Origin of the sequence: Shewanella oncorhynchi (assembly GCF_030848765.1) — a bacterium.
Lineage (GTDB): Bacteria > Pseudomonadota > Gammaproteobacteria > Enterobacterales > Shewanellaceae > Shewanella > Shewanella oncorhynchi.
This window is the reverse complement of sequence record NZ_CP132914.1, coordinates 3,184,224-3,211,016: the sequence shown is the minus strand read 5'-3', so window position 1 is coordinate 3,211,016 and position 26,793 is coordinate 3,184,224. Positions and strand designations below refer to the sequence as shown.

20 protein-coding genes are annotated in these 26,793 nt (G+C 45.4%); 6 read left to right on the top strand and 14 right to left on the bottom strand.

All coding sequences use genetic code 11. The features are described 5' to 3' along the window. Window positions 1-43 precede the first annotated feature (43 nt). The 7 genes from RA178_RS14505 to RA178_RS14475 form a co-directional block, all read right to left on the bottom strand. A complete protein-coding gene (locus RA178_RS14505) occupies window positions 44-1,051 on the bottom strand; it encodes a catalase family peroxidase (protein WP_306682459.1) in 1,008 nt (335 codons plus the stop codon). Window positions 1,052-1,259: 208 nt separating this feature from the next. Further along, entirely contained in the window at window positions 1,260-2,498 is a 1,239-nt protein-coding gene (locus tag RA178_RS14500) for a sugar diacid recognition domain-containing protein (protein WP_306682457.1), read from the bottom strand. An 8-nt stretch (window positions 2,499-2,506) separates the two neighbouring features. Continuing rightward, on the bottom strand, window positions 2,507-3,205 hold the full coding sequence (locus RA178_RS14495) for a uracil-DNA glycosylase family protein (RefSeq protein WP_263199401.1): 699 nt from the start codon (window positions 3,203-3,205) through the stop codon (window positions 2,507-2,509). Window positions 3,206-3,315: 110 nt separating this feature from the next. Next, window positions 3,316-3,921: a hypothetical protein gene (locus RA178_RS14490; protein ID WP_306682455.1), complete on the bottom strand. Its 606-nt coding sequence runs from the start codon at window positions 3,919-3,921 to the stop codon at window positions 3,316-3,318. A 216-nt stretch (window positions 3,922-4,137) separates the two neighbouring features. Next, window positions 4,138-6,225 carry an MtrB/PioB family decaheme-associated outer membrane protein gene (locus tag RA178_RS14485; protein ID WP_306682453.1) on the bottom strand — a complete coding sequence of 696 codons (2,088 nt, stop codon included), beginning with the start codon at window positions 6,223-6,225 and terminating at the stop codon, window positions 4,138-4,140. A gap of 12 nt (window positions 6,226-6,237) precedes the next feature. Beyond that, complete coding sequence (gene mtrA, locus RA178_RS14480) at window positions 6,238-7,239, bottom strand: decaheme c-type cytochrome MtrA (protein ID WP_028760483.1); 1,002 nt, start codon at window positions 7,237-7,239, stop codon at window positions 6,238-6,240. A 68-nt stretch (window positions 7,240-7,307) separates the two neighbouring features. Further along, window positions 7,308-9,260, bottom strand: coding sequence for an OmcA/MtrC family decaheme c-type cytochrome (locus RA178_RS14475; RefSeq protein WP_306682451.1), 1,953 nt, complete (start codon window positions 9,258-9,260; stop codon window positions 7,308-7,310). Window positions 9,261-9,398: 138 nt separating this feature from the next. On the opposite strand from RA178_RS14475, the gene RA178_RS14470 reads away from it, so the two are divergent. After that, entirely contained in the window at window positions 9,399-9,560 is a 162-nt protein-coding gene (locus RA178_RS14470) for a hypothetical protein (RefSeq protein ID WP_181800802.1), read from the top strand. Between the two features lie 42 nt (window positions 9,561-9,602). Here the strand turns inward: RA178_RS14470 and RA178_RS14465 are convergent, their stop codons facing one another. From RA178_RS14465 to RA178_RS14450, 4 genes are all read right to left on the bottom strand, one after another. Beyond that, window positions 9,603-11,795 carry an OmcA/MtrC family decaheme c-type cytochrome gene (locus RA178_RS14465; RefSeq protein ID WP_263144391.1) on the bottom strand — a complete coding sequence of 731 codons (2,193 nt, stop codon included), beginning with the start codon at window positions 11,793-11,795 and terminating at the stop codon, window positions 9,603-9,605. Window positions 11,796-12,043: 248 nt separating this feature from the next. Beyond that, on the bottom strand, window positions 12,044-13,963 hold the full coding sequence (locus tag RA178_RS14460) for an OmcA/MtrC family decaheme c-type cytochrome (protein ID WP_306682448.1): 1,920 nt from the start codon (window positions 13,961-13,963) through the stop codon (window positions 12,044-12,046). 35 nt (window positions 13,964-13,998) lie between these two features. Beyond that, complete coding sequence (locus RA178_RS14455) at window positions 13,999-16,149, bottom strand: MtrB/PioB family decaheme-associated outer membrane protein (RefSeq protein ID WP_306682447.1); 2,151 nt, start codon at window positions 16,147-16,149, stop codon at window positions 13,999-14,001. A gap of 13 nt (window positions 16,150-16,162) precedes the next feature. After that, entirely contained in the window at window positions 16,163-17,122 is a 960-nt protein-coding gene (locus tag RA178_RS14450) for a DmsE family decaheme c-type cytochrome (protein ID WP_263165956.1), read from the bottom strand. A gap of 440 nt (window positions 17,123-17,562) precedes the next feature. Here RA178_RS14450 and RA178_RS14445 point away from each other — a divergent pair, with 440 nt between their 5' ends. From RA178_RS14445 to glnS, 3 genes are all read left to right on the top strand, one after another. Continuing rightward, window positions 17,563-17,802 carry a FeoA family protein gene (locus tag RA178_RS14445; RefSeq protein ID WP_028760477.1) on the top strand — a complete coding sequence of 80 codons (240 nt, stop codon included), beginning with the start codon at window positions 17,563-17,565 and terminating at the stop codon, window positions 17,800-17,802. Further along, window positions 17,795-20,089 (top strand): Fe(2+) transporter permease subunit FeoB, encoded by a 2,295-nt coding sequence (feoB, locus tag RA178_RS14440; protein ID WP_306682445.1) that lies wholly within the window; start codon window positions 17,795-17,797, stop codon window positions 20,087-20,089. The genes RA178_RS14445 and feoB overlap by 8 nt, the downstream gene beginning before the upstream one ends. A 216-nt stretch (window positions 20,090-20,305) precedes the next feature. Then, window positions 20,306-21,976 carry a glutamine--tRNA ligase gene (glnS, locus tag RA178_RS14435; RefSeq protein WP_306682443.1) on the top strand — a complete coding sequence of 557 codons (1,671 nt, stop codon included), beginning with the start codon at window positions 20,306-20,308 and terminating at the stop codon, window positions 21,974-21,976. A gap of 179 nt (window positions 21,977-22,155) precedes the next feature. Here the strand turns inward: glnS and RA178_RS14430 are convergent, their stop codons facing one another. Continuing rightward, window positions 22,156-22,752: a Yip1 family protein gene (locus RA178_RS14430; RefSeq protein ID WP_105252940.1), complete on the bottom strand. Its 597-nt coding sequence runs from the start codon at window positions 22,750-22,752 to the stop codon at window positions 22,156-22,158. Between the two features lie 283 nt (window positions 22,753-23,035). On the opposite strand from RA178_RS14430, the gene miaE reads away from it, so the two are divergent. Continuing rightward, window positions 23,036-23,806 (top strand): tRNA isopentenyl-2-thiomethyl-A-37 hydroxylase MiaE, encoded by a 771-nt coding sequence (gene miaE / locus RA178_RS14425; RefSeq protein ID WP_306682441.1) that lies wholly within the window; start codon window positions 23,036-23,038, stop codon window positions 23,804-23,806. Window positions 23,807-23,973: 167 nt separating this feature from the next. Here miaE and RA178_RS14420 read toward each other — a convergent pair whose 3' ends face one another. Together RA178_RS14420 and RA178_RS14415 are read right to left on the bottom strand one after the other, a co-directional pair. Further along, a complete protein-coding gene (locus tag RA178_RS14420; protein ID WP_306682440.1) occupies window positions 23,974-24,699 on the bottom strand; it encodes a UDP-2,3-diacylglucosamine diphosphatase in 726 nt (241 codons plus the stop codon). A gap of 8 nt (window positions 24,700-24,707) precedes the next feature. Beyond that, complete coding sequence (locus tag RA178_RS14415; RefSeq protein ID WP_198572192.1) at window positions 24,708-25,202, bottom strand: peptidylprolyl isomerase; 495 nt, start codon at window positions 25,200-25,202, stop codon at window positions 24,708-24,710. A gap of 140 nt (window positions 25,203-25,342) precedes the next feature. Here RA178_RS14415 and cysS point away from each other — a divergent pair, with 140 nt between their 5' ends. After that, window positions 25,343-26,722 (top strand): cysteine--tRNA ligase, encoded by a 1,380-nt coding sequence (cysS, locus tag RA178_RS14410; protein WP_105252936.1) that lies wholly within the window; start codon window positions 25,343-25,345, stop codon window positions 26,720-26,722. Window positions 26,723-26,793: the final 71 nt, after the last annotated feature.

Genomic DNA, 26,793 nt, shown 5'->3' with positions numbered 1-26,793 from the left:
GCTATTTGCCAATCCTAAACAGGAGGGACTTAACTCGACATCTTTATTGACGACGAATAAAGGATTCTACATAGGCTGCGGTGCGGGCATTGAGTATGGGATCGGCAGATGCAGTAATGCCCTTAGGTAATAACAGTGGGTTAAATATGCCTTTATCGCACTGTTGAACTTGGGGATCGCTGTCTCGCTCACCGTTAATCATCACTTGGCCTACCAGTAAACGCTGGCGAGTTTCAGGCCAGTGCACGGTTGGGTCATTAATCTCATCACCCATTTCGGCGAGTTGAATATAGAGGTTCCATTGTGCTGGCTGGGTTTTAATGCGCTCGAGTAATTCTGCCTTTAAAAAATCATCACTGAGACTGGCAAGTTCACTGGCTGACAGCGCGGCAGTACCTGCGACAGGTTCAAAAATCCATTTACCCGCGACGGTTTCACCTTGTAGAACACTGTTTTTTTGCGTGCTGAACAGGAAACTATTTACACCAAAGTAGCGGCTGTTGGCAAAACTTGGGCTGGGAGGCAGCTGTTTAACATATTCGAAAAAAGCTTTGGCGCTGGGTTGATTATCAATAAGCCACTGTTTACCTTCAGGGCCTTGTTTCACTTTGGTCTGAAAGTTAAAAAATTCTTCGAGATTTTTGGCAAAGAAAACGGGAACGTTAGTGGTGACAAAGTTAAGGTTTTCTTTATCGCCGTCAATTTTGAGTGACATAAAGCGCCCAGCGGTTTTATCGGAGATCTGCGGATTTGTACCGCCGAGGGAAAAGCGGGCTGTGACCTTGATACTATCTTGATTAAAAAATGGAATTGCCAACGTTTGTTGTAATTGTGGATTCGGTTTAAAACTGCCCGAGGTACAAAATCCCTTAGTGTGATTACGCAGTTTGACATTTTTACCCGCCTCGCGACTTGCCGCATCGGGTGTGCCGTTGACGGCATCGACCAGTTCGGGAATGGTTTTCTCGGCCGCGATTAACGAAGGTGAAGTCAGCGCTAAGCCGCTAATGAGACAAGCCTTGGCGAGTAAAGTCAGTTTGATTGAGGTCATTATCATTCCTTTCAATGGACTAAGTAGAGAGCGCTAGCATATCGACGCGATACTATATGAAAGGATAGGAAAGGGGATACGGTATAAATCTTTCAATTAATTTTTTAGTACAGGCCAAGTTTTACTCAATTGATCTGGTCATAAGGTCTGCGCCGTCATCTGCGGGATTTTTCTGGCTAATCTGTTGAGTTGCTAAGTCATTTGAGCGTTAAGTTAAGCGAGTCGAAGTATCAATTAATTGCCCAAGATACAGGCTTAATAATCCATGCAGGGATTGAATGTCGGCTTGGGTGATTTGCTGAATTTTATCAAGGCGATATCTCAGTGTATTGCGATGAATAAACAGAGCATTCGCGCATTGCTGTGCATCGCCAAAGTGGGTGATGTAAGCCGCTAAGGTTTTGCGTAATTGGCCGTTTTTATCCGCTTTGGCGAGTTGCTGATAGGGCGTTGCCAGCGCCTGACCGCGCCAGTCATGTTTCAGCCCTGCAAGTAACACTTGTAGGGAATAATCTTCAAACAGGTATTTATTCCCTTCTGCATTGAGCTGCTTACCGAGTGCCAAGGTTTCTTGAGCCGTGTGATAGGAGCGCGCTATCCCACCTTTTTCCGGGAAGAAATGGCCTAGAGCAATTTTAAAGTTTAAATCCATCTGGGCGGGTAAGCGCTGCAACAGCTTATCGATGCGCTGATTTTCAAGCTCAGGATCCCATTGTTTTCCATCTAAAAAAGCAGGCTTTAGGATCACCAACTGCGACATTGAGGTCATGGCAATCAAGTTACCACGGTCAGGATATTGCAATAGATGCAGCACTTGCTTGAGGGTTTCACTGACTCTGGGGCTGCGTTCATCGGCGGGCAGAGTGGATGCCTCAGCTAAGAACAAGGTCGATGGGGTTGTGTCGGTTTTTAAATGGTGTTTCTGGATGTTTTTCTCGCTGATCTCAATAATGGCCGCGACTCTTGGCAGGCTGATATCAATGTCGAGCTGTTTTGCCCAGCGGTGCAACTGTGCATCATCGGTTTCAGCTTTGATCAGTTGCAGAATAAACTCTTCACGCTGGCGATTCTCCCATTGCAATTTATCCTGCAGGTTGGCTTGTTCAACAATCATTTCGGCGGTCATTTTAAGTAACTCACCATAATGGGTGAGCTCACGCGGATCACCGGTAATGCCGACGACGCCGATAATTTGTCCTTGATAATGTAAGGGTAAATTGATGCCTGGCTTAACGCCATGCAGCCCTGAGGCGACTTCTTGACTGATCTCAACATTGCGATTTTGGGCAATCGCCAGCAGCGCGCCTTCGTGGGTTGACCCTATACGCTTAGGGTCGCCTGAGCCTAAAATCACCCCTTGGCCGTTCATCACATTGATATTGTGGCCAATGATTTTCATTGTGCGACTCACAATTTGCTTAGCAATGGCAGAATCAAGCAGATACATACAGGCGCCTAGTGGGGTTGAAGGTTTAACAGGGATGCAATACGCATTCTTAATCTGGGTAGCATATCGCGTTCAAACTCAGGATGCTGCTTAAGCCAAAGATTATTACGCGGGCTTGGGTGCGGCAAGACAAGATACTTAGGCCAATATTGCTGCCATTGCGCGCATGCTTGGGTCACAGTTATTGGTTTCAGTTTGGGGATGGCTTTTACTTTAGCGCTGGTCGAAATTTTACTGCTGGTTGTTTGAGGCTCAGTGATCGGCAAAGTGGGGTTTACGGCCTTGGACGATTCGCGCGGTAGATGATAGTCGATGGCATATTGGCCGAGGATCACAATTAGCTCTATTTGCGGCATTAGGGCGAGCAAGGCCTGATGCCAAGTGGCAGCACATTCGGGGCGCGGTGGTTTATCACCCTGCTTTTTACCGTTTTTTTCGATACTGCCCGGAAAACAAAATCCCATAGGGATAATGGCAAAAAGATTGGGGTCGTAGAATTGCTCCCGCGTGACATTCAACCAAGTGCGCAGCCGTTCACCGCTGGCATCGTCAAAAGGTATGCCTTTATGGTGGGTTTTCACGCCCGGAGCTTGGCCTGCAATCAAAATTCGCGCTTGGGTACTGGCCTGTAATATCGGCTTGGGCGCTAAGGGTAAATGGGCCTGACATAAAGTACAGGCGCTGATTTTTGCCAGCAGTTTAGCCATTGATGCCGAGCATGATGGCGATACAGTTACGCAAAGTGGCGATGGCGTTTTAGTGAGATTCGTCTTAGTCAATTTAATCGCTAATTTTATCGTTGCTCATTCATTTTCAATCAGGATTGGAGCATCATCACTGTTTGATATACCCAGTAGCCAAAAAGAGAATAGCCAAGGATTAAACTGATATAACTTAATATCTTAGGAATTTGATTTGTGCTTGAAGCCAAACAAATGTGGGCCAGCACAATCGTAAAGAGGGCTAATGGCGCAATCACATAGCTCAAAGCTAAGATGAATAATGCCCCTAGGCTGATGATCCAATCGGCATTGCGATTGGTGGGTTTATCGATTTGGCAAAGCTGTAGTGGCAATAAAATCAGTCCAATACCGACACAGATAATACCTAAGTTAAGGGCGAAATCACTCCAACCTCTATGATCATAAATGGCTAACGCAATGGCAATTAATGGCACTATTAGTGCGCTTAATACATGGCGTTTAGCAAAAGTGGCGCTGCGATACTGACCCGCAAAAAAGAATAAGCCCTGTAGAAACAGATTGATTAAGGTAAAACCACCGAGGCCTAAAATGATAAATAGGCTCGCTGTGCCACCCGAAGGGTCGAACGCCATGGCGGGTAAGGGTAATAGGCTTAGCCCCACTAGTGCAGAAAGTGATAACAGCCACTGAGATTGGGAGAGTGAAGAATAAATACGCATGGGCTCAGAGGATTAACTAAAAGATTGAATTAAGATCCGCTAAAGTGAGCCAAAACTCAAGGATTAAGGTTTTTATGGGCGGACTTTCGCGCCAGAGTCTGATCTTATTCAAGATTTTTACTGTTATCTGCCATGATGTTATCGCTTTAAAAGATCCAGCTGCACTTAAACAAAAGCCCGCAACATGCGGGCTTTTCGTGTTATGAACAGTATCGATTAGAGTTTGTAACTCATGCTCAGCATGATCATTTGCGCTGTGTAGTCATGGCTATTGCTGCCAAAGCCTACGACGTTCCAGATCCCATCGACGGCGATATCATTGGCGGCATCATTGTCTTTATAATTCTCAATTTTATAATCCAAGCGCAGCGCCATTTTCTCGGTGGCTTGATATTGAGCATATAAGTTAATGTTGTGCACTTTGGCAAAATAATCGCCATAGTCGCCTGTGATACCTTGTCTGACTTGAGTGTTACTGTCGGAGTTTGAATAAGTGTAATCCAATCCCATGTGTAACTTGTTCTCAAGCAAGTTGTTGTAGCTCAGGCCCGCCCCGACCACATCTACATTGTCTTCAATGAATCCTGTCCATGTTGGGGTGCTGTAATTACTGCTTCCCGCTTGTTCAGACTCAATGATTTGGTAGTTGTAGAATGCTGTCGCCAGTAAATCATCGGTGATCATGTAGCTGATGTTGGCATCATAACTGGTGTCTTTTGACTCAGTTAAGCCAATAACTGTGTCAGAGTAGTCATCTAATGCGTAACGGGCACCGAAATCTATGGTCAAGCTGTCGATTGGCGAGTGGGTGACTCGAGCTTCAATCTGGGTTCTGTCGCGGTTAGCCAGATTGTACTTACGTAACAGGCTGTTAGTTTCAGAAGATGTCCATTCAGAAGCTTGATATTGCGAGCCATCACGCTGACCGTAACTGCCCTTAACCCACATATCCCAAGTTTCAAAGCTGTTAACGCGCAAACGTGCCCAAACGGTATTTTCATCCGTGGTTTCACGGTCTTGATAATTACGGTCGTCACGTTTGAAGTCATAGCCGCCATCAAGCTTCAGTCCATGGGTAATACGATAATCCGCCGCCACTTTGAAGCGTTGGCTAGTGTTATCGTAAGGGGTGTTATAGGCAACCTTACCATTGACATTGTTGATGCTGACTTGGGTCCACTCTTCAATTTGAGTATTGTTATCACGGTCGCTATAGTCGTAGCTACCACTTAAGCGCAGTGAGTTAGTCACTTTACTGACGACTTTTAAGTTCAACCCTGTGAGGTCAACTTTTGCATCAACGGCCTCTGTCGGCACTTGATAGCCATAGCCCGAAGTGACTAATGCTTGGTCTTGACTCATTTGTCCCGCAAGCACACGACCTGTTAACACATTGGTATTGTCGTTGTATTGACCCATGAGCGACACTGTGTGTGACTGGTTGTCAGGGTCAAGGGCGAGTGTGCCAGAGGTTTGAGCACCAAAAGTTGGATTGAAGGCACTGTCGAAGTTTAACTGGTTGTACTCGTTCTTAAAAATTGAGCCATTGTAGTTAAGTGCAGTGAACCAACGATCGCCTTTGAGTTTAATGCCAGCTTCAATGGAGTCAGTGGTGTAATCAACTGGCTCAGCTAACATCATGGATTGGTTAAAGAATCCACCTGATGTTTTTTTCAAGCCGGTTTTTTCTTCACGCATGTAGCTCACATGCGTACTCCACAGCGATTCACCTTGATAGTCAAAACCTAACCCTGTGCGCTCACGTTTGAGCGACAGTTCTAAGGCATTTAGATTGTCCATCAGTAAAGGCATCTGGCTGCTTGAACCCGCAGTTACCCAGTTGTCTGGCAAGGTTAAATTATCGCTGCCGACACCAGAGTAGGGCGTTAAGGCGCTATTACTGTTGTAAGTGGCGATTTGGCGATAGTTTACATTGACATTATACTGGCCTTGTTTGCCCGCATTGACATCTAAACGGCCACCATCCATGCCCAGTTGATAAGCTTCAACGCTGGCTTGATAGCCTTTCTCACCACGGAAGGTGACATCGGCATCAAATTTACCTGCAACTTCGTTTGAAGTCCCAAAGGCATTCGCCGAGCGAATATCCTCTTCGCTGTTGTAACCCACGCCAACACCCACAGTGCCAGACGTACCCGTTTCAACAACGCAGCCTTTACAGCTCCAAGCGGACATTTTGACTTTTTCTGTATTGGCATTGGCTAAGCCATACCCGTCGGCCGCTATTGCAAAACCTGTGTTTGCTAGTAACGCCAGAGTGATCAAATTGAGTTTAAATTTCATTTTCTCGTCTCCTTAGCGCTGTAATAGCTTGCCAGATGGATGGTTTGAACCATGGACCTGACTGTGGCAATTTAAACAGCTTCTTCCACCCGTAAAGGCATTGTCGCCGACGTTTGAACCTAAACCAGTGTTACCTAAGTAAGCATTGCTGGCGTGGCCATCGCTAGCGTGACATTGTTGACACAGCTGCGGTGCGCGGGTTTTCAACATGGCATCATTCACACTGCCGTGAGGATTGTGGCAAGTCACACAGTTCTCAGTGACGGGTGCATGTTCCCACAGTTTTGGGCCGCGTTTCTCGGCGTGGCAGGAGTAACAGGTTTCGTTAATGCTAGGCTTGTTTAGATCGGAATCTGTCATGCTCCCATGGGGATTATGACAATCGCTACAGGTCATTTGAGCCCATTTTAGTGGGTGACTCGAGCGTTTATTCATATCTGCTTTTTGCTTAGTGTGGCAGCTAGTACAGACTTCCATTTCGGTGTTTTTTGATAACACAGGATCTTTTGCGACATGCACTTGGTGACATGAGGCACAAGCGACATCGGCATTGTCATGGTGACTACCGTTCCAAGATACGCGTTTATCATCTTGGTGACAGCTCATACAGACACTGTTTTGTTTTTCTGCACTTAAGGTCGATTGCTTACCAAAAGTGATCATCGGCTCGTTGCCGCCTTTATTGTGTTGACCCATAGGACCATGACAGGCTTCACATTGCAGGCCAGCCATTGGGCTCTTTGATGAATCAATGGCGCCATGGACACCTTTGAAGAGGTCCATCACTTTTTCAGATTTTTTGTGGCACATCAAACAAGAATCGGCACCTTTAGGGGAGTAGCTGCCTTCGGCAAACTTCTTATCTAAGGTGGCTTCGACTTGTTCTGGAGTCATTTTGTCATCCCACTTTGAGGCGTGTGCACTCGGTGTGATGCATAAAGACATCACTGCAGACATTGCCATGGAGATGACAAGTGCCGGCAGTAGGTTTTTCATTTTTAGGCTGTTCTTCATAATAGGCTTCCCAATTTGTCCCAACAAAATTCAAGAAAGGGGGAGCGAACTCCCCCTGCTTGGGCAAATTACATCTTCACCTGAGTGTGATCTGTTGGTGTGGGTTTGTGACAGTAGAAACAGGTTTCTGACTGCGCCGCTTGATTGGCTTGAACATAATCACCGTTCACAATCGCGCCCATATTTTCTAAGCCGTGGCCAATAGATTCTGGCACGTGGCATGAAGTACAAGTGGCAGTGATTGGCGTGGTGTATTTACCCGCAGTTGTTGCCAGAGCGCCTTTGACCTTGAATGCATCTAGGTTGAAGTCGTTATGGCATTGGGTACATTCTTTGATGACACCTTGTTTACCATGAACAACGTGTAATTTCATCTCCAACGCACCTTTATTAGCACCACTTGCATAGGTACCATCAGGGGTATGACAAGCGACACACGCATCCACACCGACGATTGGCTTACCGCTGGCATCTTTTGCATGTGATAGCTGTTCTGTCATCACAAAACCCGCATGGTGGCCTTTGTGAATTTCGAAGCTATCACCGTGACAACCTTGACAGGTACCAAACTCAACTGAGTTAACATGACGCATGCTCGGTGCTTTGCCAGACTTAGTGCCAAAAGTTAGCTCGGCTTTCATGCTCGTTGTTGCACTGTCTGCGGTACATGCGGTTAAGTTTGTACCAGTGCTACACACTTCTAAACCGATAATGGTAAAGGCGGTATCAGTATCGCCTGCACCGAAAGGTAGAGCGGGTGTTGTAAAGACTAATTTACCGTCAACTAAGGTTACACCTTCTTGCAGTGCGCCATCTTTGACTAAGTCTTTCGCTATTTTCGCTTTACCGCTACCTGGACTTGGGTTGTAGCCCATGATCGGGAAGTTAGGGCCAACGTTGGTAACGGACTCTAAACGTTTAATCTTATCTTGAACGGTTGCCGCATCAATTGCGTTACCATCTTTGTCTAAGATAGACACGGTTAATACTGCAGTATCATCAGCTTGACCAGCAAGTGCTGCTGACATACTTAACTGAGCGATAACGGCTTTTTTGTCTGCAGTCTTACCTGTGTGCAGTTCTGCAGTCCAATCGCTGTTATGACAGGCGATACAGTTAGAGTTATCTAGCTGTTGTGAGTGACCTTTACCGGCAGCAAAGTCCACTGTGCTATGGCAGCTTCCACATGAGGCAGCAGTTGGGATACGTGACCAATTACTCCAATCAGGCGTAGCCTCATTTGCAGCGTGACAGCTTTGACAGCTTTCTAATGAGCCTAAGGTGAGGTCTTTGTGTTTAGCGTGAACGAGAACATTGAACTCTTTACCTACACCGACTTTTCCGGCTGTGTGGCAAGTTGCACAGTAATTAACGTCAGAATACGCGCCGCCATGTTTAACATTGGCTAAATCTTGGTGACAAGTATTACAGCTTTCTGTGGCGACAATTTTGCGACTGTATGTTGGCAGTGCGCCAGTATCGGCAGTGAAGTCGACAAAGGCGTTACTGTTTGGTACTTGAGTACCATCGGGAAGCGGAGTGTTATAAGCGCGGATTAATACTCGTTGAGCTAACTGTTCGTTATAGGTGACTTTAGTGTTAGCGGTCAGGTTCATACTAAAAGTATAACTGTAGTGACCGTTTTTCTTGTCAACGAAAGTCCCTGGGCATGTTGCAGCGACATCACAGGTCTCATCACCAAAGTACTGCCATTGTGACGCATTACCTGCACCAGTTGCGCCTTGTGGGATTAATTGTGCTGCGGCAAAACGCATTTTTTGTAGGCCAACAACGGGTAAATCATTTTCGTTAGTGACGGTAAACTCAACACTCGGAATACCGTTAGTGACGACAGATTTGTCAAAGGCAAAATTAAGGGTTTGAATCGCTGGAGCAGGTTCGCCACCAGGTTCACCGGGATTACCATCATTACCATCACTGCCACCACAGCCCGCTAAGGCCATAGTGACTGCACTTGCTGCTAACAGCAGTGCGATTTTAGTTGTTTGTGCGTTCATCATTTTTTTCCCTGCATAGGTTTGGCATTGCTTAAACGCTATGTTCTAGAGCCAACAGATTCTATGTCTGTGTTTTTGGTCACTAGAAGCGACTTAAGTGGATGCTGGAAATAGAATTCCCCAAGGAAAGGCTAACCTAACATGACCTTAAAATCTCCAAGGCCTTTGCTAATGTGTGACTTGGATCTTTCTATTTCTAAAGAGGTATTTAAAGCGAGAGGTAAAAATGATTCTAGAACAAAAAAACAGCGGATTTTTGAAAGGGAAGAATATAAAGAGAGAGGTAACAACCTCTCTCTTTAATAACGATAAAAACATTGCTCTGAATGAGAGCGTTACACCTGTTTAGTTACCGTGGACTTCACTCAATTGAGCTGGTGTATGGCAAGTCGCACAGCTTTCAGATGCACGGGTTTGCACATCGGCTGCGCTAGTACCGTTTAAGATACCACCGTTAGCTTCAATATGAGATTTAGCGGCATCAGAGAGATATTTCTGGTGACAGCTTAAACATGCGCCTGCATCAGAAGAGACCCAAATATCGGTACCGTTATTGTTGATGTCACCAAAACGCCATGTGCGTTCAGGTGCACGGCCTAAGGTAATACCTGTAATGACGTTTGATTTATCTACAGTATGACATGTAGCGCAATCGGTTTTAAGCACAGTGCCCGATTGTACGCCTGCATATTTTAGATAATGGCCTTCACGTTCGTGAGCTTTCCAAGCAAAGCTAGTTGGGATTTTGCCACCAGGATAGCTTGAATCGGCTTTAAGGGTTTTGTCTGATGTATGACAAGTTTGGCAGTTTACACCATTGTCATAGTGGTGAATTTCTTGATTGTGACAACCCTGACATTTTGTTGGGTCAATAATATCACGACGAATAGCTGCTTTAGCTGTGCTATCCACAGCATTATCTTTCCAAACGAAGTGATAAGGAGCTTCTTTGACTGGGACTTTGTGTGTGTTAGCTGCCGCACAATCTGTCATCACAACATCCGCAACGCCATAGCCACCATTGTTGAAACATACTTCCAATGTTGACCATAGTTCGAATGTTTTACCATTTGCATCTGCGGGTAAATTGAACTTAGTGCCAGTCAATGAGTAGGTTTTATTGGCTTCGTTATAGGTACCTTCACTTAGAGCAATGCGACGGTTACTGTAAGAAGCCGTAGCAGAACTCGGGAAGTCTTTATTAGAATCCCATGCTACTACAACACGCGAGCCCTGGTTCACGAAGGCTTTGTCAATCGCATTGCCATCTTTATCAATAACTTGAACATCGAAAGTGATTTTGCCTGTGGTGTTGACACCTACATTGCTGAACTTAATACCCATAGTTTTAGTGTCAGAGTAAGCTTTCAGCACATCGCCATGACGTTTAGCCGCACTGCCTGTTCCACCATAGGGTTGAGTTGCATTATGACAGGCAACACAGTCATTGCTGCTGTGGTGAGCAGATGGTTTTTCAGTGTGACAACCAATACAGGCTTGATTACTTAAATCAGCCTTAAATAGATCGGCATTAGCTGGCGCGTTCGTTCCTTCTACGTGACAGGCTGCACAATCAGCGGCAGGTTTTAATGGGAAACCAACCTTGCCATAGTCAATGACTTTACCGCCATACCCCACAATTTTATATGGTGCAGGAACTTCCGCTCCAGTTTCATCATAGGTATGACGCTCGCCACCTTTATGGATAGCATGAATCATGTAAGTAAATTCAATGCTATTGCCTGATTCAGGGTCACCAGAGGTTGCCGTATGGCAAGATGCACAGTTCTCAATATCAACTCTGCGGCCGCCGTGTAACTCTAAACTTTCTGGTTGGTGACAGGTGTAACAGGCTGTTATTGAAACAACGTTACGTGTTTGGATTCCTTCTGTTTTACCTGTTGAAGGCTGCCAGTCAAAATGTGCGTTTGCTGAAAGTTGTGGTAACTCAAGCTCTAAGGTTGCACGTTGAGTCGCTTCAGCGCTGTAAGTGATGGCTAAGGGCTCAGTGACATTGGCGATATTGGCTTGATAGGTATAACTGTAGTTGCCATCACCATGATCGACTAAACATGTATCACACTTGGCTGCAGCTTCAACGTTGGCTTGATATTGAGCGGATGGATTGAGGTTATCCACGCCAGAAGGCACTGTGCCAGGTTCTTTTTTCGTATTGATATAGGCTTGCCATTGGTAACCGCGGTCAGCGGGTTTTGCTGGATCTTCTGTTGCTACTGTTACGTGGCTAAGTTGCGCAATACCAAAGCGAATGTCGTGATCTTTATTCAAGCCAAGTACAGCCACACCATTCGCATTTTCTAATGTGAAATTAACAGTCACTTTACCTGCATCGACTGTGGCGTTAGTGAAACTTGCTTTCAGTGTAGGAGTTGAATCGATATTAACACCGACAACGCCCGGTTTTCCGTCTTCACCATCTTTACCGTCACTACCACCGCAACCGGCGAGTAGTAGAGAGAGTAAACCGGCACCCAACATCGCTTTTGTTGCGGTATTGAAATTGAACCGTTTCATCATGATATTTCCCTGCAATAGTTGTAATCATCATCAAACGCTTGGCAAATAAGAATAAATCTCATTACCCGCATAAGATGTGTGGAATTAGTTTTCCATCTGTAAGGCTAACTAAGTCACTGGTATTTATCAGTCACTTTAGGCGGGTAATGTGACTGAGATCTGACTATTTCTTTAGGAGTAGATGACTGCATCGTATGAGTTCCTTTTATATCTGCAGTTGCTGGCCTTTTTAGGCCAGCATCATAGGGTTAGTTTATTGGATGCACTTTCAATACGTCCGCAACTCCACCCTGTCCATGACAGAAAGCACATGTTTCAGTTCCTGCGGTTGCATCGGATTTTGTACCTGCAAAAACAGCACCTTGCTGCGCCATGTGGTTATGAGTGCTGGTATCTGAATGGCAGTTGCTACACACAGCGGCAATTGGGCTGGTAAAAGTGCCGTTATTGAGGGCAAGGGGTTGCACCGCTGAATTTAAGGGGAGGGCGACGGTGGAAATTCCCGCAGTATCGTTAACATGGCATTGGGCACAGTTACCGATTTTTCCTGGGTAGTTTAGGCTTTCAAACCCTGTGAATTGACTGGTGTGAATACCGTGGATCAGCTGCTTAAAGTCAAATGACGTGATTGAAGGATTGGCTGCCGTCGCATCGGCCAGCATATTGGCGTTATGGCATAGCTGGCATTGACCATCGAGATCGTTACGTGAGCCGTGAATATTCAGTTTTTGATCGCCATGGCAATTACCGCAGCTTGCATTACTCACAACGCTACGGCGACCTTCATTGCTCAATGCTGCCATATCAAAATAACTGTGGCTGGATTTAATCACTAACACTTCCGCCAGTTCAGTCGTGCAATCAACCAGTACTTTATCTTTGGCACAGACTCTGCCTTGAATCGCAAGTCCGCCATGATCCGTTTCAGTGCCTGCTGGCACGGTAAGGCCCGCTATCGTATAGGTATAAATGCCATTAGAGCCTGTTATGGGTGTGGATTCCGGCAGTTTAATCGAGCGAGCTGAACGGGTCGCATAATCAAAACTGGTTCCCCAGTTGGCATATACCCTTAAATCATTGATAAATTTTAGCTTATCGGCACTTTCGCTATATACAGTTCCTGTGGCTGGATTCATTAGTTTAACCGCAACAGTGACCGTGCCATTGGCATCCATACTGGCGCTGGTGATACTTGGGCTAAATTGCATCAATGCCGCGTTTTTAGCTTCATCACTGTGTACGCTTGCGGTCCAGTCGGCATTATGACACGCCACGCAGTTACTGTTATCTGTTTGCACTGGGTGTCCTTCGCCTGCGGGGAAATTGATCTGTGTATGACAGGCACCGCAGGCTTGCATGGTCGGGACTCTGCGCCAGTTTTGCTGTTCGGTTAACTCAGCCTTATCGACGTGACAGGTTTGGCAGTCACTAATGGGTTGCGGGAAGCCGGTTAAATGTTTGCTGTGGATCATTTGTGGGAAAATATCCGCAGGGTTACTGACTTTTTTGCTGTTATGGCAGGTGACGCAGGTTTCGATTTGATTATATCTACTGCCATGGAAAGCAAGATTACTGTGGCAACTATTACAGGTCTCTATTGTGACTAAGTTGCGGGTGTAAGCGATATTACTCCCTGAAGATTGCCAGTCATAATGCTGATTGGTTATAGGTAAGGGCGTGTTATCGGCAAGTTTATCGCCGCCAATTTTGACCACCATTCTTTGGGTCGCTTCGGGCATAAACGTCATTCCATTCATGCCATTAAATGCTGTGCTGAAGGTGTAACTGTAGTGACCGTTTTTATGATCTGTGAGACTGCCTGGGCAAGTTGCTGCGCAGGTTTCAGCGGTAAAGTGCTGCCATTCACTGCTATTCCCCGCGCCTGTATAACCTTGGGGGAGAAGCTGCGCGGCAATAAATGTCGCCGATGGGATACCAATCACGGCTTCATCATCTTGATTGCTTACTTGAAAATCCACTTGAGCAATGCCATCTGTCATCGCGACTTTATCGACCATGATGTTAAGGCTAGTTATCGTTAATGCAGGCGGTTTAGCAGGCTCACCGGGATTACCATCTTGGCCGTTATCACCGCCACAGGCGCTTAATAGCGAGACTAAGGCCAGCATAAGACTGAATTGAGTGCGAATTTTTGCAAACTTGTTCATATTTCTATCCTTGGAATGCGCTGTCAGTGCCTAAGTTACATTTGGTAGCTTAAGGTCAAGCCTAAGTAGTGAGCGTTGTAGTCGTGGCCCATATCACCAAAACTGAGTACGTTGGGAATCGTGTCCCAGCTTGTGCCTTGGTTTTGCCAGTTAGCATCTTGATATTTTTCGAATAACCAATCGACGCGCAGCGACATACTGTCGGCAAACTTATATTTAGCGTAGGCATTAATATTGTGTTTGCGGGCGTAAAAATCGCCATAGGGACTGGTGATGCCGTAGGTCACTTCTGTATCACTCTGTCCATCGGAATAGCTGTAATCCAAACCAATATCGAGGTGATGATCGAACAGGTTTTGATAACTAAGCCCTGCACCAATCAAGGTCGATTTTTCCTCGGCAGTGCTGTACCAATCGGGTGTCGAGAAGGAATTACTGCCCGCTTGGTCTGAATCGCGCCAATCTTGGTTAACAAAGGCGGTTAAATTGAGGTCACTGCTCAGCACATATTGGGCTGACAAGTCGTAACCGAGATAGGACACCTGAGTTAGACCTACTAGGGTATGATGATAGTCGTCATCGACACTGTGTAAGCTGGCGCCCAGCGAGAGGCCCATATCAGTTTGATAATCCGTGTGTAAGGTGACTTTCTGTCTTTTTCTATCGGCAAGGTAGGATTTACGTAGCCAAGGATTACTTGAACTTTGAGTGGTTGCGACGGGATGATATTCACTGCCATCTCGCTCTAGTGCTTCTCCTTTCAACCAAGCTGACCATGCGGGTGAATAGCGATAACTTAGTTTAGCAAACACGCCAGATTCATCGATGGATTGGCGGTCGAGTTCGGCATAATCGTTTTCATTATGGCTGTAACCCGCTTCGGCATAAGCCGCTGAGGTAAAACGGTATTTGCTTTTAAGTTCGAGTTTTTTGGTGCGCTTATCATAAAGTCTATTTTGGGCTGTGCCTTGATTAATACTGTCGGTGATGATCTGCGGAAAGTCTAATTGAGCCGTTTTATTATCTCTGTCTTGATAGTTGTAGCTTGCCTGCATGCTTAAATCTTGGTTGATCCGTCCTGAATATTTAAGGTCCATCTCTACAATATCAACTTGGCCATTTAAGGTATCCGCAGGCAGGACGGGCGATGGGCCATTGATGGTGGCAGGATTAAACGTGTCATCTTGGGTCATGCGACTAAAGCCTGCGTGCATCAATACATTTTGACCATTTGCCCCCCCTGAGGCTTCTGCGGCAACTCGGTAGGCTTTATTGTCGGGGTCGACCGCATTCTGGCCTAAGTATGCTGCACCAAAGTTGGGTGTGTAGGCTGATTGCCACTGCATGGCTTGGTGATCATTTTTATATTGGCTGATTTGGCTATTGATGCCTGCTTGCCAGCCTGAACCGTTAAAATAAATTCTCGCATCGACTTCATCAGTACTGTCATCAATTGGTTGGGCTAGCATAACGCTATTGATGAGTATATTGGCACTGGTCTTTTTTGCGCCACTGCGGTCTTCATGCTGATAGTTTAGCGAGGCTTTGTAGTGACTGTTATTGTCACCTTCAGGTGATATTTTGCCCGCGTAGTAACCACCGATACTAAAGCGATCACGTTGAATGCTTAAATCTTGGCTAACAAGGCTGCTCTGTAACATAGGCAAAGATTGCGTTGTGCCGCCTGTTATCCAGTTATCGGGCAATAACATTTTATCTTGCGCTGAGGTATAGGGGCTTTTGAGTTGATTATGGTTATAGTTTGCTAAGCCTCTATAACCCAAGTTGATTTGATAGTTTCCCGGCCTTCCGGTTGTGAGCATGGCAGAGCCAGCGTCAAAGCCTAACTTGTCCGCGACCAGCTCGGTTTGATAACCCGTCTGCGTTTTGTACACCATATCCGCACCGACGGTGCCAACGAGACCATCATTATCTGTCCCTGTGCGGTTACCGAAACGGCTGTCCTCACTATCGTTGTAAGCGAGGCTGGCACTGACATTGCCAATATGCCCTATATTAGGTTGGCATTGCTTACAGCTCCATGCCTCGGTCTTTATGCTACTTCGATTTGCTTCTTGCAGCTCATAACCTTCGGCGTGTGCTTGAGTCAAAACACCGCTTATCGCCCAAGCCAGCAAAGTGAGGGAGAAATAAGCGTTAGGGTGGGACATTTTAGCTGTTCGCATGATCATTCCCTTGTTATCTCTGTAGTAATTTGCCAGAAGGATGGTTAGAGCCATGCACTTGTCCGTGACAATTCATACAGGAATTACCAGAAGTGAAGGCATTGGTTTGATTGCCAAAATAGGCATTACTGCTATGGCCATCCGAAGCGTGGCACTGCTGACACAGTTGTGGCGGTTTGCTGATCAGCATGGCTTCGTTCACGCTGCCGTGGGGATTATGGCAATTAGCGCAGTTGTCGGTGACGGGGGCATGTTCCCACAGTTTAGGGCCGCGTTTTTCGGCATGACAGCTATAGCAATTTTCATTAACACTCATTTGCTTCAAGCTTGAATCGTTTAAACTGCCGTGGGGATTATGGCAGTCACTGCACACCATTTGTTGCCACTGTAATGGATGCGCCGAGCGCTTGTGCATATCGGCTTTTTGTTGGGTATGGCATTGGGTACAAATGGCGACTTCATTGGCTTTATCGCTGATAGGATCTTTTGCGGTATGCACTTGATGGCAGCTGCTACAGGCGACATCGGCGTTATCGTGGTGATTGCCTTTCCATGCGGTACGTTGACTGTCATTGTGGCAACTCATACAGACACTGTTTTGCTTTTGCGCGGGAACAGGGGAGTTTGCGCCAAAGGTGATCATCGGCTCTTTGCCACCTTTATTATGATTCCCTAACGGGCCGTGGCAGGCTTCGCACTGCAAATCGGCCATGGGTGAATCTTTCACATTAGGGTTGCCATGAACCCCCTCAAATATCGCCATCACCACGGCACTTTTTTTGTGGCACATCAGGCAAGTATCAGCGCCTTTAGCGGAATACTTACCTTCGGCGAATTTTTTGTCTAATGTCGCAACAACTTCTTCTGGTTTTTTGTCATCCCAAGGGGTCGCTGAGGCCGAAACGCTCGCGATTGATAACAAAATACATAGCATAGCCTTAGCTATGCTTCTGAACTTTAGCCCTATTTCCATGGTTATGTTTTCCCGAGTGCATTTATATTTGTTATTTTTACGCTTTCGACATTGCTAATGTAGCTTATTGAGCTCGGTTAATATTAGAACAAGTGTGTGACACGTGCTTAACATTGCGGGGTCTTTTCACTGTAAAGAGGGATGATTTTACAGGCGATATAGATTAAGTGTGATTTTGATCACACTTGCTTCGGGTGGGATTTGTTTACAGCGTTTTGACTTCTGTGCATCGCTTGATAGTCACTAATGCTAAGGTGCGGATTTTTATTTTCGGTTGGTCGTTTATTCATTGGAATTTTTATCACATAATACCCAACACAATTGAAAACTATTATCGTTACCAATCAAAAATCTTGATCTAGGTAAAGTTATTAGTGTCATCGCTCGGTTACAATGGGCGCAGTTTTTCGAGCTGAACCTGTTGCAAGGTGGAATACGTAATGAAGTTAAGCGAACTCAGTCCCGGCGATCGCGGTCTTATTTCTGAAGTGGGGCGTTTGGCGCTGCCACAAACCGTGAAGCGCAAGTTGTTGTCCATGGGGATCACGCCAAATACGCGTTTTTTATTGATCCGATACGCACCTATGGGTTCTGGTCTCGAACTGGATATTCGTGGTAGTAAACTTTGTATGCGCAGAGATTTGGCAGACATCATTGAGGTGGAAAAGACGAATGGCTAAGCAGTTTCATTGCGTCACAGTAGGAAACCCTAACGCGGGTAAATCTACACTCTTTAACGCGCTAACAGGTGCAAATCAGCAAGTGGGTAACTGGTCTGGTGTTACGGTCGAAAAAAAGACTGGTCATTTCACCTTAAACGGTGCTGACGTCTATCTGACAGACTTACCGGGTATTTACGACCTTCTTCCTGCGGGTAATAGTTGCGATTGTTCACTTGATGAGCAAATTGCGCAGCAATATCTTGCCGAGCAACGTGTCGATGGCATTATCAATTTAGTCGATGCCACTAATATCGAACGTCACTTATATCTCACAGCCCAATTGCGTGAACTCGCTATCCCTATGGTGGTGGTGCTGAATAAAATTGATTCGGCTGTCAAACGTGGGATTAAAGTCGATTTAAAGAAAATGAGCCAAGAGCTGGGTTGCCCTGTGATTGGCGTGTGTTCACGAGATCCTGCCGATGTTGCTAAAGTACAGGCACAGGTACTCGATTTACTTCAAGGCCGAGTCTCAGAAGCCCCATTAGTGCTTAATTATGATGAACAAATTGAAGCGGGCGTGCAGTTACTTTGCAGCAAAGATACCCAATTAAGTCGCGGCCGTGCTTTGGCTATGCTAGGTAATGGTTCAGGTTGTGGTAGCTGTAAAAATGCTGAACTGCAGGATGAAGTGAATTCCTGTACTCAGATTATCGCTCAGCAAGGCCATGATATTGAAGTGATGGTGGCGACCACGCGCTTTAATTTCGTTGAACAAGTCTTTCAAGGTTCAGTGAAAGAGTCAGGGCTCCTCACCCTCAGTGACAAATTAGATAAACTCGTTTTACATCCTGTGCTTGGCATTCCTGTGTTCTTGTTTGTGATGTATTTGATGTTTATGTTCAGCATTAATATTGGCAGTGCTTTTATTGATTTCTTTGATGTTTTTGCTGGCGCACTGTTTGTCGATCACTTCGGTTCATTCTTGACGAGCATGGGCTCTCCGGCTTGGTTGGTCACTATCTTAGCGGGCGGTGTCGGCCAAGGCATTCAAACCGTATCAACCTTTATTCCTGTTATTGCGGCGCTTTTCCTCGGTTTGTCGATCCTCGAAAGTTCTGGCTACATGGCACGCGCTGCATTTGTGGTTGACGGTTTAATGCGTCGTATTGGCCTGCCTGGTAAAGCATTCGTTCCTATGATTGTCGGTTTTGGTTGTTCAGTGCCGGCAATTATGGCTACGCGAACCTTAGGCAGTGAGCGTGAGCGTATTGTGACAGGGATGATGGCACCATTTATGTCCTGTGGTGCACGTCTTCCGGTTTACGCACTTTTTGCGGCGGCTTTCTTCCCTGATTCAGGTCAGAATTTAGTCTTCTTGCTGTATATTATTGGTATCTTTGCCGCTATCGGTACGGGTTTATTACTCAGAAGCACTTTATTACCCGGCAGCAGTAGCGCTGTGGTGATGGAGCTGCCAAGTTATGAACTACCTAAGCTGAAAGCTGTTATGGTTCGTACAGGTAAACGCACTAAGAGTTTTATCTTAGGCGCAGGTAAAACGATTGTTCTAGTCGTGACCTTATTGAACTTCATTAATGCTATTGGTGTTGATGGCACATTTGGCCATGAAGATAGCCAAGCATCTTTGCTGAGTGTCGCGAGTCAAAAAATCACGCCTATCTTCTCGCCTATGGGCATAGAGCAGGATAACTGGCCTGCAACCGTCGGTATTATCACGGGTATTTTCGCCAAAGAAGCGGTTGTTGGTACCTTAAACAGTCTATACAGCAGCGCGGCGCCGACAGATGAAGAACTTGCACCATTGAGTGAAAGCTTTAATGCGGCTCTGGCAACGATTCCAGCTAACTTGTTTGGTTTAGATCTTGAAGATCCGCTTAAACTGTCGGTCGGTGATTTAACCAATAAAGAAACCGTTGCTGAAGAACAAGGTGTTGCGACATCGACTTTCGGTGCTTTACAAGCAGGTTTTAGTGGTAAAGTTGCGGCTTTCTCCTATTTGCTGTTTATCTTACTTTATACTCCTTGTGTTGCGGCAATGGGCGCCTTAGTGCATGAGTTTGGTTCTCGGTGGGCGACGTTCGCGGCAACGTGGACTTTCTCACTGGCTTATGGTTCTGCAACGGTAGTTTATCAAGCCGCTACCTTTACGCAGCACCCAGTTCAATCAAGTCTGTGGATTGGTTTCTTCTTGTTTGCATTAGCCGCTTTTTATCTGTGGTTGAAACGTAAGGGTAAAAGAAGCCAGCAGATTATTCCTGGGATCCGCATTATCACTGAGTAAGATTTACTGAGTCGGCGTGACTGAATAATAAATGTCAGCTTAGTTAGGTCAAAGATAAAAGCAGCTTTCATGGCTGCTTTTATTGTTTTACTATCGCGGTTATAACCCTAAACAGTCAAAAACCAGAGTTTTTAACCCTAGGCATTGTAACTAGTGGTGATCTGTAGGATCATGCTGGTTTTCTTAAAATTGCCATTGTTCGCAAAGAGGAATTCCATGAGTCATGTGGACACTGAAGTACGTCCGAGTAACTTTATTCGTAATATCATAGATGAAGATTTACAAAGCGGTAAGCACACGAGTGTACAGACTCGTTTCCCGCCGGAACCGAATGGCTATCTTCATATTGGTCATGCTAAATCTATCTGCTTAAATTTTGGGATAGCGCGAGACTATAAAGGTCTGTGTAATTTACGTTTTGACGATACTAATCCTGAAAAAGAAGACATTGATTATGTTAATTCTATTCAGGCGGATGTGCGTTGGCTTGGATTCCAGTGGGATGGCGATGTTCGCTATTCATCAAACTATTTTGATCAGTTACATCAATATGCGGTTGAACTGATTAATAAAGGTTTGGCTTATGTGTGTTTTTTGAATGCGGATGAAACCCGTGAATACCGTGGTACGTTAAAAGAGCCAGGTAAAAACAGTCCTTTCCGCGACACATCTGTCGAAGAAAACCTCGCCTTATTCGCTAAGATGCGCGACGGTGGTTTTAAAGAAGGCGAGTGCGCATTGCGTGCCAAAATTGATATGGCATCGCCATTCATGTGTATGCGCGATCCTATCATCTACCGTATTCGTTTTGCCCATCATCATCAAACAGGTGACAAGTGGTGCATTTACCCAATGTACGACTTCACGCACTGTATTTCTGATGCGTTAGAACATATTACCCACTCTTTATGTACATTAGAGTTCCAAGACAACCGTCGTTTATACGATTGGGTGTTGGATAATTTGAACGATTTTCAAGCGCCGAATCGTACTCGTCAATACGAGTTTTCCCGCTTAAATCTCGAATATACCTTGATGTCTAAACGTAAGCTGAACGACCTTGTGACCCGTAAACTCGTGTCAGGTTGGGATGACCCACGTATGCCAACGATTGCAGGCTTACGTCGCCGTGGTTATACACCGGCGTCAATTCGCGAGTTCTGTCAACGTATCGGCGTGACTAAGCAAGAGAATATGATTGAAGTCGGCATGTTAGATGCGTGTATTCGTGAAGAATTGAACGAACATGCACCGCGTGCGATGGCCGTATTGCGTCCATTGAAAGTCATCATTGAAAACTATGCTGAAGGTGAACTTGAGTACATTCAAGCGGCCGCTCATCCAAATGATGAGAGCATGGGGACGCGTGAATTAGCCTTTGGCCGAGAAATATTGATTGATGTGGCAGACTTTAAAGAAGAAGCGAACAAACAATACAAACGCTTAGTTACAGGCAAAGAAGTGCGTTTACGTAATGCCTATGTGATTAAAGCTGAACGTTGTGACAAAGACAGCGAAGGTAATATCACGACGGTTTACTGTACTTATGATCCTGAAACTTTAGGTAAAAACCCTGCAGATGGCCGTAAAGTCAAAGGCGTGATCCATTGGGTTGAGGCATCTACTGCCAAGCCTGCTGAATTCCGTCTCTATCAGCGTTTATTTACCGATCCTAATCCTGCTGCGGCAGAGACTGTGGATGAAGTGTTGAACCCTGAATCATTGATCGTTGTACAAGGTTTTGCAGAAGCAAGCTTAGTGAATGCACCTGCGGAACAAGCCTATCAGTTTGAGCGTGAAGGCTATTTCTGCGCTGACAGCAAAGATTCATCGCCGGATAATTTAGTGTTTAACTTAACCGTAGCGCTGCGTGATTCTTTCGAGTGATTTTGCTTAAGTGGATCTGTTTGACTGAGTGAGTCAAACAGATCTGCTAAATCGCTCAGAGCGTTAATTCAACTCAAAAAAGAAGGCCTTTACGGCCTTCTTTTTTATTTTCTGCTACAAATCAATTGCGACGCAGAGCTTGAGTTGCTGTTGATTAAATTTGTGATGAATTAAAATGGTTATTGGTACATAGGACCAAAGCCTAAGCTCCATAAAATGACACTAGTTGCCATTAGCCCCACCAAAAGTACTAAGCCTGCTGTCACCATAGAGCTGGCGTAGATAAAACCTTTCTCTTCGGGGATATTCATAATGATAGGCACCCCCGCGTACAGTAAATACACTGAGTAGGCTAAACCAATCAACCCCACTATCATGATAAACCATAGCACTGGATATAATGCGGCTAAACCGACCATAAACAATGGGGTTGCAGTGTAGGACGCGAGCTCTAATGCTTGGGTGTAAGTTGGGTTAGCATCGAAGGTTTTTGCCATCCAATAGGCTAAATAGGCAAGGGCGAATACGCCTGCAATTAGGCCTAAATACATGCCTGCGGACATAAACAGGGCACTTTGTGGTGTAAGGTAAATAGGATCGCCAGCGCCAGGATTCCAGCCAATGTAAGCCGTAGCTATATAGCTGCACACCGCCGGAATTAAGGCGATAAGTACTACATGACTTAAGCTACTTTTCAGTGCCTCATGGTTTTTTTCAATTGTTTGCCACTCTTGTTTTGGATGAGTGTATAGCCCCATTAAGTGATTCAGTATCATTATAATTATCCTTGTTCAGCATTGATGAATGGCTCGCCAAACGTCAGACGAGCTGATAACAGCTCTACAATCGAGGTTAAAATGGTGTCCTGTCTCTTTATCCATCGATTGGTTACACATAGAGAAGTGAGAGGCTGTGTGATCAGGATCTCAGTTCTTTAGAGTGTAGATTATTTATTGAACAAAAAGTTCAGCGCGTCAAGTTTACTTAAGCCTAATGCTATAGCTTATGAGTAAATATGCGTAAAATAGTGCGATATTCAGAATGATATTGAGTGAGTCCATGCTGCAACTTCTTGCCCCCATCCACGCATTTCTTCACTGTGAAACACCGCAAACTTGGATTGATGTTGCGATAAAATCAGATTCCTTGGATGAGTTGCTGATCGACCATTGTAACTGTGAGTTAAAAGCCGCTCAGACAGCGATTTTTTTGCTACGAAAATATGCGTTAGATAAAGACAGTGGTCGAACCTTGTTGGCGTGGGCTAAACCCTATGAAGAGTTTATTTATTCGCAAGAGCATGATGTGGTGAGTTTTTTGGCCCGTGATGTGAAAAAGAATGAGTTGGTAACTGACCTTATACCTAAGCCCAACTTTAAGTTTGCTGCGAATTTAGTTTCACCTTTAATCCGCTTGATTAAAGAAGAGTTTCATCATTTTGAACAAGTATTGGATTTAATGCACAAGCGCAGTATTGATTACCGCAATATTCGCGCGGGTCGTTATGCCAAGGGCATGATGAGTCATGTGACAACCCATGAGAAAGATATTTTGCGGGATAAGTTGATTGTAGGGGCATATATTGAGGCTCGCTCGTGCGAGCGCTTCGCTAAACTCGCGCCTTATTTAGACGGTGAGCTGAGTAAGTTTTATGTGTCACTGCTGCGCTCTGAAGCTCGACATTATCAAGATTATCTTGCGTTAGCTCAGTTGGTTTCACCTGAGGATATTAGTGAGCGAGTGAAGTACTTTGGCGAGTTAGAAGCGGAGTTGATTTTGGCGCAGGATGATGAGTTTCGTTTCCACAGTGGGTCGCCTCTATTAAATTAATTTGAACGGCTTTGTTTCCCCAAACGAGTAGAGTTAAGTCCATATAGCTGAAACGATTAACGGTTCTAAAAAACCGTTAATCACAGTATTTTCAAGCTATTAAAGCTAAAAATTTAAGCTATTTAAGCTTAAGTAACGCTAAATGAGGCCTACTTAAGCCAATGCCTTTAGGTCATCATCGGGTCGAAGGGTAAGGACTGTAAATTAATCCCTTCAGCGCTCACACTGAGCACACTGCCTTGTTCATACCAATCGCCAACCACTATACGCTTACAGCCATTAGCAAGTTGATGAATGGCTGGTCTGTGGGTATGACCGTGGATCATATGCTTAGTGTGTGTCTTGGCAAATAAAACATCGACCGCATTGGGCTCTACATCCATGATAGTGTAGCTTTTTTGCTTATTGCTGTTCTTGCTCTTGCTGCGAATTTTATCAGCAATGCCCTGACGGGTTTTCTTGGATAAACAACCATACAGCCAACGAGACAGCGATAAACTGCGCAGTTTTCGAAAGCGTTGGTAGGCCTTATCTAAAGTACATAAGCTGTCGCCGTGCAAAATTACAGTGTCGACACCGTATAAATTGAGGCGAGTGACTTCGGGTAAAATTTGCATGCCTGCGGCGCGCGCAAATTGTTTGCCTAGCATGAAGTCACGGTTGCCATGGATAAAATACACGGGTAACTTTTGTGATACTTGCTTGAGTTTTTCGGCGATGTCGAGGGCAAAAGGCAAGGCAATATCATCACCAACCCAGACTTCAAACAAATCGCCTAGGATATAAAGGGCGTCGGCATCTTCGAGTTCAGTGTCGAGAAAGTGAGTGAACGCTTGGGTGATATCAAGGCGATCTGCACTCAGGTGCAGATCGCCTATAAATAGAGTTCGCATTCGCCGTATTATGCCGCGACGCTGACTTTTTCAATCACAATGGCTTCTAATGGCACATCTTGATGCATACCACGGTTGCCTGTGCTAACGGCTTTAATTTTTTCGATAATATCCATGCCTTCAACGATTTCGCCGAATACGCAGTAGCCCCAGCCCTGTGAGGTTTCTGATTTAAAATCGAGGAAAGTGTTGTCGTTCACGTTAATGAAGAACTGCGCAGTAGCTGAATGTGGATCTGAGGTACGCGCCATAGCGACAGTACCAGTACGGTTTGATAAACCGTTATTGGCTTCGTTCTTCACTGGCTCGTTACAACGCTTTTGGCTCATGTCTTCGTTGAAGCCACCACCTTGGATCATAAAACCGTCAATCACACGGTGGAAGATAGTGCCGTCGAAGAAACCTTCGTCAACATATTTCATGAAGTTTGCTACTGTTAACGGTGCTTTTTCAGCGTTCAGTTGCAGTTTAATGTCGCCCAAATTAGTGTGTAATGTGATCATGTTTTCATACTCTGTGTAAATAGTGGCGCGATTCTAACTTATCTCGGATTGCGCGCAAAGTGCAGTATTCAAAACCTGTCAGGCCGTGATAGACTGACTCCTTGATTTTACACCTGAATGTATCATTGAAGAGAATATCGATGTTGAAGATTTACAACAGTATTACCCGCCAAAAACAGGAATTTAAGCCAATTAATCCCGGGAAAATTGGGATGTACGTGTGTGGTGTGACCATATACGATCTCTGTCATATTGGTCATGGCCGTACTTTTGTTTCTTTCGACATGATAGTGCGCTACCTGCGTTACGCGGGTTATGAAGTGAATTTTCAGCGCAATATTACTGATGTTGATGACAAAATCATCAAGCGCGCTAACGAGAATAACGAAAGCTGTGAAGCCTTAACCGAGCGTCTTATTGGTGAAATGCACCAAGACTTCGATGCCTTAAATATGTTGCGTCCCGATTTTGAACCGCGCGCGACCCTTCATATTGCTGAAATCATCGACATGGTTGAGTTATTACTCGCCCGTGGCCATGCCTATGTGGCGAGCGATGGTGATGTGCTTTTCAGCGTGGCCTCATATCCTGATTATGGCCGTTTATCGGGCCAGAATTTAGATCAACTGCAAGCCGGTGCTCGGGTTGAAGTGGACGAAACCAAGCAAAATCCAATGGATTTTGTGTTGTGGAAAATGTCGAAACCTGGCGAACCAACGTGGGAATCCCCATGGGGACCGGGTCGTCCTGGCTGGCATATCGAATGTTCGGCCATGAACAGCAAACATTTAGGTCTGCATTTTGATATTCATGGCGGCGGCTCTGACTTACAGTTCCCACATCATGAGAATGAAATCGCCCAGTCTTGCTGTGCCCATGACACGCCATACGTCAACTATTGGATGCACACTGGCATGGTGATGGTTGACCGTGAAAAGATGTCTAAGTCCTTAGGCAACTTCTTCACCATTCGCGATGTACTTGGTCACTATGATGCTGAAACTGTGCGTTATTTCTTATTATCTGGCCATTATCGTAGCCAACTGAACTATTCAGAAGATAACTTGAAACAAGCGCGCTCAGCCTTAGAGCGTTTGTATACGGCGATTAAAGATGTCGACTTAACTGTCGTTGCGGCGCCTGCAGAAGAGTTTATTGCTAAGTTTAAAGCGGCGATGGATGATGACTTTAATACACCTGAAGCCTATTCCGTTCTATTTGATATGGTGCGTGAGATCAATCGTTTAAAACTGACCGATATGGCACAGGCATCGGCATTAGCGGTCACCTTGAAGCAATTAGCGGATGTGTTAGGTCTATTAAGCCAAGAGCCAGAGGCCTTCTTTCAAGGCGGCGGTAGTGACGATGAAGTGGCCGAAATCGAAGCCTTAATCGTTGAGCGTAACCGTGCTCGTACCGAAAAGGATTGGGCTGCTGCGGATGTGGCGCGTAATCGTTTAGATATTTTGGGCGTTGTGCTTGAAGATGGTCCAAGTGGCACCACTTGGCGTAAGAAATAAGCTTATTCGCTATATTTTTAATTCAAGAAAATCTTCAGTAAATAAAAAACCTGCATCATGCAGGTTTTTTT

What these genes read in the sequence shown, in the direction of transcription:
- RA178_RS14465 (WP_263144391.1), bottom strand. Translation starts at nt 11,795, where the DNA reads ATGATGAAACGGTTCAATTTCAATACCGCAACAAAAGCGATGTTGGGT.
- RA178_RS14420 (WP_306682440.1), bottom strand. Translation starts at nt 24,699, where the DNA reads ATGCGAACTCTATTTATAGGCGATCTGCACCTGAGTGCAGATCGCCTT.
- RA178_RS14455 (WP_306682447.1), bottom strand. Translation starts at nt 16,149, where the DNA reads ATGCGAACAGCTAAAATGTCCCACCCTAACGCTTATTTCTCCCTCACT.
- RA178_RS14430 (WP_105252940.1), bottom strand. Translation starts at nt 22,752, where the DNA reads ATGATACTGAATCACTTAATGGGGCTATACACTCATCCAAAACAAGAG.
- mtrA (WP_028760483.1), bottom strand. Translation starts at nt 7,239, where the DNA reads ATGAAGAACAGCCTAAAAATGAAAAACCTACTGCCGGCACTTGTCATC.
- cysS (WP_105252936.1), top strand. Translation starts at nt 25,343, where the DNA reads ATGTTGAAGATTTACAACAGTATTACCCGCCAAAAACAGGAATTTAAG.
- RA178_RS14505 (WP_306682459.1), bottom strand. Translation starts at nt 1,051, where the DNA reads ATGACCTCAATCAAACTGACTTTACTCGCCAAGGCTTGTCTCATTAGC.
- RA178_RS14495 (WP_263199401.1), bottom strand. Translation starts at nt 3,205, where the DNA reads ATGGCTAAACTGCTGGCAAAAATCAGCGCCTGTACTTTATGTCAGGCC.
- RA178_RS14500 (WP_306682457.1), bottom strand. Translation starts at nt 2,498, where the DNA reads ATGTATCTGCTTGATTCTGCCATTGCTAAGCAAATTGTGAGTCGCACA.
- miaE (WP_306682441.1), top strand. Translation starts at nt 23,036, where the DNA reads ATGCTGCAACTTCTTGCCCCCATCCACGCATTTCTTCACTGTGAAACA.
- feoB (WP_306682445.1), top strand. Translation starts at nt 17,795, where the DNA reads ATGGCTAAGCAGTTTCATTGCGTCACAGTAGGAAACCCTAACGCGGGT.
- RA178_RS14415 (WP_198572192.1), bottom strand. Translation starts at nt 25,202, where the DNA reads ATGATCACATTACACACTAATTTGGGCGACATTAAACTGCAACTGAAC.
- RA178_RS14450 (WP_263165956.1), bottom strand. Translation starts at nt 17,122, where the DNA reads ATGGAAATAGGGCTAAAGTTCAGAAGCATAGCTAAGGCTATGCTATGT.
- glnS (WP_306682443.1), top strand. Translation starts at nt 20,306, where the DNA reads ATGAGTCATGTGGACACTGAAGTACGTCCGAGTAACTTTATTCGTAAT.
- RA178_RS14445 (WP_028760477.1), top strand. Translation starts at nt 17,563, where the DNA reads ATGAAGTTAAGCGAACTCAGTCCCGGCGATCGCGGTCTTATTTCTGAA.
- RA178_RS14485 (WP_306682453.1), bottom strand. Translation starts at nt 6,225, where the DNA reads ATGAAATTTAAACTCAATTTGATCACTCTGGCGTTACTAGCAAACACA.
- RA178_RS14490 (WP_306682455.1), bottom strand. Translation starts at nt 3,921, where the DNA reads ATGCGTATTTATTCTTCACTCTCCCAATCTCAGTGGCTGTTATCACTT.
- RA178_RS14475 (WP_306682451.1), bottom strand. Translation starts at nt 9,260, where the DNA reads ATGATGAACGCACAAACAACTAAAATCGCACTGCTGTTAGCAGCAAGT.
- RA178_RS14460 (WP_306682448.1), bottom strand. Translation starts at nt 13,963, where the DNA reads ATGAACAAGTTTGCAAAAATTCGCACTCAATTCAGTCTTATGCTGGCC.
- RA178_RS14470 (WP_181800802.1), top strand. Translation starts at nt 9,399, where the DNA reads ATGACCTTAAAATCTCCAAGGCCTTTGCTAATGTGTGACTTGGATCTT.